The organism is Thermodesulfobacterium thermophilum DSM 1276 (assembly GCF_000421605.1).
GTDB classification, from domain to species: Bacteria; Desulfobacterota; Thermodesulfobacteria; order Thermodesulfobacteriales; family Thermodesulfobacteriaceae; genus Thermodesulfobacterium; species Thermodesulfobacterium thermophilum.
In genome coordinates this window covers 1-10,961 of the sequence record NZ_ATXI01000028.1, presented here as the reverse complement: position 1 = coordinate 10,961, position 10,961 = coordinate 1, and the positions used below count along the sequence as shown (strand labels likewise).

Here is a 10,961-nt window from a genome sequence, read left to right as displayed (position 1 = left end):
ACTGTGCTTCCTCTAAGGCTCGCCCTAAAGGCTCTTGGTCCCAATACCATCGCTGTCACTGCAACAGGTTGCATGGAAATCATCTCAAGCCCCTTCCCCTATACCTCCTGGAATGTTCCCTGGATCCACGTTGCCTTCGAAAACTCCGCTACCGTTGCCTCTGGTATCGAGGCTGCCATCAAAGCTCTTAAACGTAAAGGTAGACTTAAATCCAAAGAAAAAATAAATGTGGTTGTGTTTGCAGGAGATGGTGCCACCTTTGACATAGGACTTCAGTGGCTCTCTGGTGCCCTGGAAAGAGGTCATGACTTTATCTACATCTGCCTTGATAACGAGGCCTACATGAATACAGGGGTGCAAAGGTCTGGAGCTACCCCCTTCGGAGCACACACCACCACAAGCCCTGCAGGTAAAGTCGTCAAAGGTCAAACCACCTGGAAAAAAAACCTGATGGGCATCGTGGTAGCTCATAACATCCCCTATGCCGCAACCGCAAACCCTGCCTTCCCTATCGATCTGATGAATAAAGTCAAAAAAGCCTCCTTAATAAACGGACCCGCTTTTATCCATGTCTATGCAACCTGCCCCACCGGATGGGGGACCAAAAGCGAAGACAGCCTGCTTGTAGCTAAACTTGCCGTAGAAACAAGGGTCTTTCCCCTTTATGAGGTCATAGACGGAAAATACATCATCAATCGTAAAGTCGATAAACCTAAACCTGTAGAAGAATACCTCAAAATACAAAGAAGATTCAGACACCTTACCCCTGAACAAATAGCCTACATCCAGGAAAGGGTAAACCAGGAATACGAAAAACTTCTTAAACTTGCTGAATGCTTCGGTGAAACCCAAACAGAACAAAAAGATGAGTAAGGTATGAGAATTAACCTTTTAGACAAAGCAAAAAAACTTAAAAATTTAGGAGCCCGCTATATTACAACGGTTGCCTATCTAAAACCTGATACCGGAGACAAAGTAGTAGTAAGACATCTTTTTGATTTAAACGGTAAACTTGAAGAACTAACCTATGAAGCAGAATTTTCGGAAACTTTAGAGAGTATAAAAGAAGTATATCCTGCGGTTGAATGGTCAGAACGAGAGGTAATGGAACTTTATGGAATAGAATTTAGTGGTTACCCCGAAGAAGAAAAAAAACTTCTTTTATCTTCGGGGGGCCATCCCTTTCCTCTTTTAGAGGTAGAAAAACAAAAAGTCTCCAGAAAAAGACATGAATAGATCCCAAAGGTTTGTCTTACCTATAGGACCTATTCATATAGCTTTAGAAGAACCTATTCAGCTAAAGTTAGAAACTGAAGGTAATATAGTAAAAAATGTGCAGCTTAAGATAGGATATGTACATCGAGCTATAGAGTTTCTTTTAGCTAATAGAGATTTTTATCAAGGAATTATTGTGGTTGAAAGGGTTTGTGGAATTTGCTCTCATTCCCATCCTACCTGTTTTGTTCAGGCTCTTGAGCAGATAGCAGGGATTGAAGTTCCATTAAGAGCAAGATATTTAAGAACTCTGATAGGTGAACTTGAGAGAATCCACTCCCATCTTCTAAACACTGCCATTGCTTGCGAAATTTTAGGATTTAAAACCTTGTTTGTAAGGTGTATGAACGCAAGAGAAAACATCAAAGACCTAATGGAAGGCATCACCGGACATAGAGGTAATTATGCCTTCAATACCATAGGAGGGGTTAGAAAAGATTTGGTTGAAGATGAAATCCATGAAGTGAAAAAATCTTTAGATAGTCTTGAACCTGAAATTTTTCAACTGATAGAAACTGTTCTTAGTAATTCAACCTTAATCAGCAGAACCAAAGGAATTGGCGTTTTAACCTATCAAGATGCAGTAGACCTTTCGGTAGTAGGTCCTGTAGCAAGGGCCTCAGGTGTAGACCTCGACCTAAGAAAAGATGTCGCCATGCCAGGTGCAGCTTACGAGTTTCTCGAATTTGAAAAAGTAATAGAGAAGGACGGAGATGTACTAAGTCGAATTAAGGTAAGACTTCTTGAGATGATAGAAAGTTTTAAAATAATAAAACAAATCTTAAAAGACCTTCCTAAGGGACCGATTTTAACCAAAAAGTTTGTACCTATTCCCAAAGGCATCGGGATAAGTAGATGGGAAGCTCCAAGAGGAGGCCTTATTTATTATTGTATAACTGATGGGACAGACATTCCCTATAGAGTAAAAATAAGGGCCCCAAGCTTTGTAAACATCTATGCTCTTAATCGAATCCTGATAAACCAAGATGTAGCTGATGTAACTATTATTTCTGGAAGTATAGATCCCTGTTTTTCTTGTATGCAAAGATAGAGGTGAAACAAGTGAGATTAAAAATAGACCCCAGTTTATGCAAAGGGTGCACTGCTTGTGAAAAAATATGTATGAAAGTACACAATTCTACCATGCCAAGGATTTTTGTGATAAAAAAAGGAGAAAAAGTAAAAATTTCTGCCTGCAATCAGTGTGGTCTTTGTGCTAAGATATGTTCTGTTGGAGCAATAACCAAAGAAGGAAAGGCTTTTATCATTAATCCGTCTTTATGTGTGGGATGTAAGCTTTGTTATTATATTTGTCCTTCTGGAGCTATAGAAATGGTCCCATCTTTTAACAAGTATAATCCTATCATCGCCCAGAAGTGTGACCTATGTAAAGATAAAGGGTTTAGTCCTTCTTGTGCCAAAGTTTGTAGAACCAAAGCCATTACTGTAGAGGAGAAGTGAAAATGTTTCTTGGTTTTAGTGTTGGGGTGCTGTTTTTAGGGGCTCTAATTTCTGCTTTGTTTTACAGGATAAATAGTCCAAAGTTTCATGGCAGTTTAGCCTTTCTTACCTCTGCTGTAGCCTTATACTTTTTAAACCTGACTTTTTTTGAATTTATTAAAGCAGGGGAATTTAGTTGGCATCTCCCCCTTTTTAGGTGGATAAGAGACTTTATTAACCTTGATCTGATTTTTAAAGCAAATGGGTTAAATCTATTTTTTGCTCTTTTTGGAGCATATGTTAGCGTAGGAATTAATCTTTATGCTATAAAATACATGACCCATGAAAAAGAAGGTTTTGGCAGATTTTATGCTTTTATTCAGTTATTTATAGGCTCCTATTTGGGGTTAACCCTTAGTGAAAACCTCTTTTGGTCTTATGTGTTTTTTGAACTTACAGGGTTATGTTCTTATCAACTGATAGCCTTTTGGTATCAGTCTGACCTTTCGAGTTTTTCTGCTAAAAAGGCTTTCTTAATGACTCACATCGCTGGTTATGGGTTTCTGTTAGGTGCTCTTGTGTTTACCCTATCTCCTGACCCTAAGGTTTATCAAGATTTAATTTTGGCTGGGGTTTTGATAGCTGTTTTAGCCAAATCGGTTCAATGGCCTCTCTACACCTGGATACCATATGCGATGAACGCTCCTACTCCGGTAAGTGCCCTGCTTCATGCAGCCTGTTTGGTAAAATGCGGGGTATATCTTTTGTTTAAATTTTATCTTTTACTTGGTGGCTTTCCTGAATTCTGGAAAAACCTTCTGATTTATTTAGGGATGTTCTCTTCTCTTATGGGAGTTCTATTTGCCTTAAAACAGGCTGACGTAAAAAAACTATTAGCCTATCACACAGTTAGCCAGATAGGATATATGGTCTCAGGAATAGGGCTTGGAACCTCTCTTGGGTTAGCTTCTTCTCTCTTTCACACCTTAAATCATGCCCTTTTTAAAGGTCTCCTTTTTTTGGTTGCTGGAATCCTCCAGCAGGCAACCCATACCAGAGACCTTTCTCTGATGGGAGGGCTTGCCTCAAAACTACCAAAAACCACGGTTCTTTACCTGATAGGTGCAGCCTCTATCTCAGGAATACCAGGTTTTAACGGCTTTGTAAGTAAATGGATGTTTTATCAGGCTGCGATAGAGGCTAACCATCCATTAGCTGCAGCTTTAGGACTTTTCATAAGTACTCTCACCACCCTTTCGTTTATCAAAGTGCTTGATACCGCATTTTTAGGTAAACTTGACGAAAAAAACAAACAGCTTTCTGAAAAACCTTTTTACCTTATGATTACAGGAGGAATCATCCTGGCTATTCCGTGTGTAGTGTTTGGTCTTTTCCCTCAAATAGCTATCACTTTTCTTATAAATCCAGCCTTATCTCTTTTAAACCTCCGAGAGGTTAACATCAGCTTTTATCAACTCCCTACCGTTTTAATAGGAGCTTTGTTTATTTTGTTCTTAGGCTTAGGGATTTTAATTTATTTTACCTGGCTTAAACCTAAGGAAATTATTAAAGAAACCGAGGTTTTTAAAGGAGGAGAGGACGAACCTGTTTTTAATCCTACTGCAGATGATTTTGTGGCTGACATAGAAAACCGTTTAGCAAACTTTTATAAAAAGGCCGACCCAGACCAATACCTCCTAAAAATTTGCAGTTTTATTGAAGGATTAATCCTGAAAGTCTATACCACCGTCAAAAAGTTAGAACAAATATGGAGCAAACCATGTTGAAGGCTTTAGCCCCCTTCTTACCCGTGATCTATATGGCTATAACCTTGTTATGCGGGGTGTTTTACCTCAGAGATTTTAACAAAAAATTGATGGTCTTTCTCTGTCTTGTAGTTTTAACCTTTTCTAACCTCTTTTTAATTTGGGGAGAAACTTCTTATGGTCTCTTTTTTGATGGGATTAGCGTAATAGCTTTGTTAACGCTGTTTTGGGTTCTTGGCTATAAAGAAGCTTTTAAAATCTTAGGGGTCGTAGAAACCTCTTATTTGGTTCTACTTATCTTAGGAAAAACTATTTTTGCTCATACCCCTGAAGGCATTGTTTTGTTGGTTATAGCTTTCTTTCTAAAACTTGCAGTTTTTCCACTTTTTCTCTGGCTACCGATCGTGGTAAAAACGATAGATGCTGTCACCGCTGGGTTTTTTATATGTATTTTTGAGATCATAGATTTTGTGTTGTTATGGAGGACAGTGGAACAAGCTTCTTGTTTCCCTCAATTTTTTGAAAGCTTAAGAGAATTTTCTCTATACATAGGAATTATAACTTTACTTTTGGGGGCTGGGCTTGCCCTTTTTGAAAAAAATCTAAAAAAACTTTTGGCCTACGCAACGATCGACGACACAGGGTATCTCTTGATAGGCCTAAGCCTTTTTTCTCCGGTAAGCCTTTATGGAACTGTCATCCTATGGATTAACCACGTAATATCAAAATTAGGTCTGTTTTTCATAGCCTATAGGATAGAAAAGAATACTTCTGTAATATCCTTAGGAAAGGCAAAAGGACTTGCCAAAGACTATCCTGGTTTAGCCTTTTCTTTCTTGGTATTTGCCTTAACTTTGATAGGTGTACCTATTTTTCCCGGATTTTGGGGGAAACTCTTCCTTTATCAGGAGGTACTTAAACTCTCTAAAGCGCTTTTTGGGCTTATGGTATTAGGAGGTTGTCTTACCTTAGTGTATTTTATAAGGGCTTACCATAGCCTGTTTTTAGGAGAAAAAGAACCAGAAACAGTTAACCCTCCTTTACCTAAACTGGATTTGGTTTTAGTAATGCTTTTAAGTTTTACGATAGTTTTAGGTTGTTTAATAATAGGTTTTTAAAAGGTGGTAGGGGTATGTTTTTAGATGCTATAAAACAATTTCTAAGATACTCTCAAAAAAAATCTCTTTGGGTATTTCATGTAAACACTGGATCTTGTAACGGATGTGATATCGAAATTTTGGCCCTATTTTCTTCTAAATATGACGCCGAACGTTTTGGCATCAAACTGGTTGGAAGTCCTAAGCATGCAGACATTTTGTTAGTTACCGGACCTGTAACCACTAAATCCAGAGACCCTTTGTTAAGGGCTTATGACATGATGCCTAAACCTAAAGCTGTGGTTAGTGTAGGGGTGTGTTCTTTAAGTGGAGGGGTTTTTGCCAAAAGTTACAATGTCTTAGGGCCTGTAGATAACTTTATTCCAGTTCATGTTTATGTAGGAGGCTGTTCAGCCCATCCTAACATGATTTTAGAAGGCATTTTAAGAGCGGCACAAATCTTGTGCGAAGAGGAAGAACTATGGAGTTTCTAAAAGACCTGTTTTTATATCCTGGATTTTTATTTGGGTTTGTGTTAGGGGGGCTTTTAGAAGGGTTTAAAAGAAAACTTAAAGCCAGGATGCAGTTAAGAAAAGGTCCTCCTGTAACCCAACCTTTTTATGACCTGAGCAAATTGTTACTAAAAAATATAACTAAACCTTATAGAATTTCTTCGTTTACCTACCTTTTAATACCTTTTGTACCTACCGCAGCTCTTTTGGTAGGGCTACTTATCATGCCTTATCCTTTTTACCAAGAAAAAAGCTCCTTTTCTTTTGACCTTATCCTTATTTTTTACCTTACAGAACTACCGCTTCTTTCACAGATCATCTTTGGCTATTTTAGCAATTCTCCTTATGGAATGATAGGTGCAGCAAGAGCAGGACAGATGTTTTTTTATTACAACGGGGTTTTTATCATGGTTATCACCACGCTATGTCTGCTTGAAGGACCTCCCTATTCTTTTTGCTTAAAAAGCATAGCTGAAGCCTGGGACCCTTTAGATGTCTTGATAAAAATTTTAACCATACCCTTTTTTGTATTTTCTGTTTTAGCTAAACTAAAACTAAATCCCTTTTCCATACCTGATGCCGAGGCTGAAATCTTAAAAGGACCTTTAACTGAGGCTTCTGGCGTTGCTTTAGCTCTTTTCAAGCTTAACTACTTACTTGAATTAGCAATCTTTGGTTCTCTCTTTGCCTTTTTTTATTTACCTGTGTTAAAAACCTCTCCTACAATAGGATTGATTTTAATCTTATTGGGGGCTTTTTTTCTCTTCTTTATATTTGCTTTAGTCGAAAACGCAACCGCCAGGCTAAGACTTTCGCAATTTTCGGCTCTTTACCTAAAGTTTTTAATCCCATTGGCTACGCTGATTTTAGTAATAACCTGGGTTTTTAAAAACTGGTAAGGATGGGAACTACCTATGGTAAAGTTAATAGGTTGGCTTTTAACCAATTTATTTAAAAAACCTTTAACCATCGAATTTAAAGGGAAAAGCCTTAAAGCAGTAAGAGGTACTTATCGTGGTTATCCCACCCATAGAGGAGAAAGATGTGCAGCCTGCAGGCTTTGTATCTATGTATGTCCCTCTGATGCCATAAGGATAGAAGGAAGCCTTTTTATCATCAACAAATGTAAGTGCACTGCTTGTAAAGACTGTGCTGATGCCTGTCCTTTTGGTGCCATGCAGTTTATCCCTCGACTTATAGGGACGGCTATCTCTAAAAACGAGTATATGGAAATCACTGAGATAAAACTAGTAAAATGTGAAAACTGCGGCGAACCTATGCCTAAACCTGAACTTTTGTTAGGAAGACTATTAGGAAAACCTCCTAAAACCATACCTCCCTACCTTAAACTTTGCCCCAAATGTAGGAGGCAATTCTTTAAACCTACCTAAACAGTTTCTATGTTGGTTTTATTATGTATTTATAATTTACCTTGGTAGTATTTATAGAAAAGAAAATTCTATACTAAGAAAGGATATATGGGGATGGTAGTTTTTACCTATGTAGCTTTTTTGGTTTGTGTAGTGGGAATAGCTTATAGATTTTATCGGTTTTATAAACTTCCCATAAACATCAGATGGGAGGTTTATCCAGTACCTCATGAACCAGGAGAAAAGAAAAAATACGGAGGTTCTTACTTAGAGGAGTTTGCTTGGTATGAAAGGAAACTTGAAAAAGACCATGTTGGAGAATGGGTTGAACCTTTAAAGGAGATTCTGTGGCTTGAGAGGGTTAAAACCTATAATCGTTATGGGCTGTGGATTTGGTCTTTTTGTCTGCACTGGGGTTTATGGTTGATGTTTTTGTTTGTGGTTTTAATGCTAATAAACACAAAGATTTCTATACCTTTAAGGTTGATAAAAACTGTAGGAATTTTAGGATATGGGATGGGAAGCTTAGGTGTTTTAGGACTGTTGGTCAAACGTACTATCCATCCAACCCTTAAACTTTACACCAGTCCGATAGATCGGGTTAACCTTTTACTTTTGTTGACCCTATTTGTTACAGACTTTTTGATGGTTGTTTCAGACGAAGGTTTAAAATACGCTTTTTTTTACTTTAATGCTATTCTCTCTTTTGCCCCACAAGAAACTAAATTTGAAGGCATAGCTTTCTGGCATTTCTTTATATTTAATATAATCTTCTCCAAGTCATACTAACATACGGAATTTTGACGGTCAATTGCCAGAATTTAGTTCCAGGATATCTCCCATAACCAAAAGAAAGGAGCCTGGGTGCTCAGGATGCGCTATAACCAGGCCCAGAAAATAGCACAAAATGCCATAACTGAAGGGTAAATAATCCCAGAGTTCAAGGAGCAGGCTGCACATCGCTGCGCTGGCCGTTGATTTCATAACAGTAAGATATGGGTGCTGCTTTTTTAACAGTATTGACCATACCGCAATATTTGCTAAGGGAAAGCTCAATAGCATGCTTGACCTGCTCTTCCGGAAGATTATCTCCTGTAAAGCGGTAAATAAGGGTAGCCGCGGTGAAAACCCGAGGATGTTCAGCGGCCCGTTCTGCTTCCACCTCTATACAAAAGGATTTCAAAGTTAAACGCTTCTTGGTCAAAATGGATAGCACATCCAGAGCCGTGCACCCCGCCATACCCATCAGAAATACTTCTGAAGGCCGCGCTCCTTCGTTTTGCCCACCGTGGTCCGGCGCCGCGTCCATGATTACCTCCCGCCCGGATTCTCCTGTTCCCACCAGCTTCATACCGCCTTGCCACAATACAGTAACGCGCATTCCTTTTTCCCCCTGTTTTGGATATTTTCGCTCCCATTATACTCCGGGCGAAGAAGAAAGACAAAAGTTAAGGCAAAGAGTGGCTGCCCAAGTCCGGGTAAAGCAAAATGCGTTTTTCCCAGGTACGCAATAACACCTGCCCCTCCCCTATAGCCACCACATATTGGGGTGAGACCGGCGTTTTGCCGTAACCGTTAGGAGCATTTATTATATAAGTGGGAACAGCCAACCCAGAAGTATAGCCTCTAAGCTGCTCCATAATTTCTATACCTTCTTTTATAGAAGTTATAAAATGGGTGGTACCAGTCACAGGTTTAGCATGGAATAGATAGTAAGGCCGTACACGGATTTTGAGAAGTTCCTGATTGAGCTTCCGCATGATAAAAGGATGATTATTAATTCCCCGCAACAATACAGACTGATTACCCAGGACAACGCCCGCCTCCACCAGCCTATCGCAGGCCAACTTAGCCTCTTCGGTAATCTCTCTGGGGTGGTTAAATTGAGTATTTAAGTAAATGGGTGGATGTTTGGCCAATACCTGGCACAGCTCAGGAGTAATCCGCTGGGGTAAAGTTACCGGCACCCGGGTACCAATTCTTTTAATTTCCACATGGGGGATACGGTCTAACTCCGTAAGCAACCAATCCAACATCTGGTCGCTCAGCATTAAGGCGTCTCCGCCGGTTATGAGCACGTCCCGAATTTCCGGATTAGCCCGAATATAATCCAAAGCCTGCTCTAGTTCTTTCCGGCTGCGGGTTGTATCTACCTCTCCAATGTTGCGCCTGCGCTGGCAATGTCTACAATACATAGCGCACTGATTGGTCACATTAATAATCAAGCGATCAGGATACCGGCGGGTAATACAGGGAGCCGGTGAAGCAAGCTCTTCAGCCATAGGATCCGGAATACCCAGTTTGTCTTCTAATTCCATCCTACTGGGTAGAGCCTGGCGCCGTATAGGACAATTAGGATCATCCCCCATAAGGCTTAAATAATAAGGGGAAACCGCCCAGCGGTAAACCTTTTGCACGGCCTGAATAGCTTCCATTTCCTCTGGGGTTAAAGGTATGAGTTCCTTTAAAACTTCTACAGTAGTAATGCGGTGGCGTAACTGCCAGCGCCAATCCTGCCATTCTTTTTCCGTAGCACCAAAATAAGCCATGATGCGTCTTTGGCGGGCAGCAATTTCCGCTTGGGCTTCCCGACCAGACGGGATCTTGTCTTTGGCCTCCAAATAGTCACTAATGCGCGCTTTTAATTCTGCCGCCCTTTTTAAAGCAATTTCCCTTTTTTCCCTTTCATTCATCGACCTCCTGGTAAAATTAATGCTCATGAGATCCCCCCTTATCAATCAGGTGGAGCTAAGCAAAAACCCCGGATAAAACCGGGGTTTTTGGCATGCTATCACTCCTCCAAAGAAGGTCTGCACCTTCTCCTAGCGCTTTCCACGCTTACGAGGTTAGCTGCCGAGTTCGGGTCGAAAGCTAACCCTACCTGCCCGAAAAACAGGATTCACCCCAAAAAGTTTGGTTCCCCCGTTCCCTGTTCAGGGATTCAGCGTTCCTAATATTTAATTGTAAGGGTTTCCAATATATATTATAATAAAGTTCTCGGGGAAAGGCAATACCACGCATTAGATCATAAAAATGTCCCTGAAATAAGGATTGTTAGATCAAAAATTCTGTCCCTGAAATTAAAATTCCTCTCTGAGACCACCTTTAATGGGCAGGGAGGAAAAGAATGATTACAGAAAAGGAGTTTCAAATGAAACTGCTTGAAAAATTAGCCCCTCAATACAAACAAGCTAAATCAAAAAAATTAAAGTCTCAAATACTATCACAATTTTGTGAACTCACCCAACTATCAAGAGAAGCCGCTAAAAAGCGTTTCCAAAGGTATTTCAAAAGGCGTTCTACCTATTTTTCACCCAAAAAAAGGACGTCCTCCAAAATACCATATTCTTCACCAGAAAATCGTTAAAATCTGCTGGGAAATCCTTCTTTGCCCCTGTGCCGAAAGACTTCACCCTGTTCTTTCATCAACCATTGATATTCTACTCAAAGAAGGACTTTTAAAATACTATTCCACCAATGTTATCAACGAAACTAAAACTA

At 39.8% G+C, this 10,961-nt stretch carries 13 protein-coding genes and 1 riboswitch; of the genes, 11 read left to right on the top strand and 2 right to left on the bottom strand.

Annotated features, from left to right (window positions below; genetic code table 11):
- The 10 genes from H529_RS10810 to H529_RS0108985 form a co-directional block, all read left to right on the top strand.
- Positions 1-873 (top strand): thiamine pyrophosphate-dependent enzyme (locus H529_RS10810; protein WP_022856174.1); only part of this gene is annotated, 873 nt, incomplete at its 5' end.
- Positions 874-876: 3 nt separating this feature from the next.
- Positions 877-1,236, top strand: a complete 360-nt coding sequence (locus H529_RS0109025) for an NADH-quinone oxidoreductase subunit C (RefSeq protein WP_022856173.1) — start codon at positions 877-879, stop codon at positions 1,234-1,236.
- Entirely contained in the window at positions 1,229-2,326 is a 1,098-nt protein-coding gene (locus H529_RS0109020; RefSeq protein ID WP_022856172.1) for a hydrogenase large subunit, read from the top strand. The genes H529_RS0109025 and H529_RS0109020 overlap by 8 nt, the downstream gene beginning before the upstream one ends.
- An 11-nt stretch (positions 2,327-2,337) precedes the next feature.
- Positions 2,338-2,736, top strand: coding sequence for a 4Fe-4S dicluster domain-containing protein (locus H529_RS11360; protein WP_028843174.1), 399 nt, complete (start codon positions 2,338-2,340; stop codon positions 2,734-2,736).
- A 2-nt stretch (positions 2,737-2,738) separates the two neighbouring features.
- Positions 2,739-4,502 carry an NADH-quinone oxidoreductase subunit 5 family protein gene (locus H529_RS10800; RefSeq protein ID WP_022856170.1) on the top strand — a complete coding sequence of 588 codons (1,764 nt, stop codon included), beginning with the start codon at positions 2,739-2,741 and terminating at the stop codon, positions 4,500-4,502.
- Entirely contained in the window at positions 4,496-5,599 is a 1,104-nt protein-coding gene (locus H529_RS0109005) for a proton-conducting transporter transmembrane domain-containing protein (protein ID WP_022856169.1), read from the top strand. Before H529_RS10800 ends, H529_RS0109005 begins: the two co-directional genes overlap by 7 nt.
- Positions 5,600-5,613: 14 nt before the next feature.
- A complete protein-coding gene (locus tag H529_RS0109000) occupies positions 5,614-6,072 on the top strand; it encodes an NADH-quinone oxidoreductase subunit B family protein (protein ID WP_022856168.1) in 459 nt (152 codons plus the stop codon).
- On the top strand, positions 6,060-6,989 hold the full coding sequence (locus tag H529_RS0108995) for a respiratory chain complex I subunit 1 family protein (protein WP_022856167.1): 930 nt from the start codon (positions 6,060-6,062) through the stop codon (positions 6,987-6,989). Before H529_RS0109000 ends, H529_RS0108995 begins: the two co-directional genes overlap by 13 nt.
- Positions 6,990-7,004: 15 nt before the next feature.
- The gene (locus tag H529_RS0108990) at positions 7,005-7,481 is read left to right on the top strand and encodes a 4Fe-4S binding protein (protein ID WP_022856166.1); all 477 of its coding nucleotides are present in this window, start codon (positions 7,005-7,007) and stop codon (positions 7,479-7,481) included.
- 87 nt (positions 7,482-7,568) lie between these two features.
- Positions 7,569-8,249, top strand: a complete 681-nt coding sequence (locus H529_RS0108985) for a hypothetical protein (RefSeq protein WP_022856165.1) — start codon at positions 7,569-7,571, stop codon at positions 8,247-8,249.
- A 151-nt stretch (positions 8,250-8,400) separates the two neighbouring features.
- Here H529_RS0108985 and H529_RS0108980 read toward each other — a convergent pair whose 3' ends face one another.
- Positions 8,401-8,841, bottom strand: a complete 441-nt coding sequence (locus H529_RS0108980) for an OsmC family protein (RefSeq protein ID WP_022856164.1) — start codon at positions 8,839-8,841, stop codon at positions 8,401-8,403.
- 67 nt (positions 8,842-8,908) lie between these two features.
- Positions 8,909-10,180, bottom strand: coding sequence for a glutamate 2,3-aminomutase (gene eam, locus H529_RS0108975; RefSeq protein WP_028843172.1), 1,272 nt, complete (start codon positions 10,178-10,180; stop codon positions 8,909-8,911).
- Positions 10,181-10,281: 101 nt separating this feature from the next.
- Positions 10,282-10,417: riboswitch (cyclic di-AMP (ydaO/yuaA leader) on the bottom strand.
- Between the two features lie 170 nt (positions 10,418-10,587).
- Here eam and H529_RS0108970 point away from each other — a divergent pair.
- Positions 10,588-10,827, top strand: coding sequence for a hypothetical protein (locus tag H529_RS0108970; RefSeq protein WP_022856162.1), 240 nt, complete (start codon positions 10,588-10,590; stop codon positions 10,825-10,827).
- The last annotated feature ends 134 nt before the right edge of the window (positions 10,828-10,961 follow it).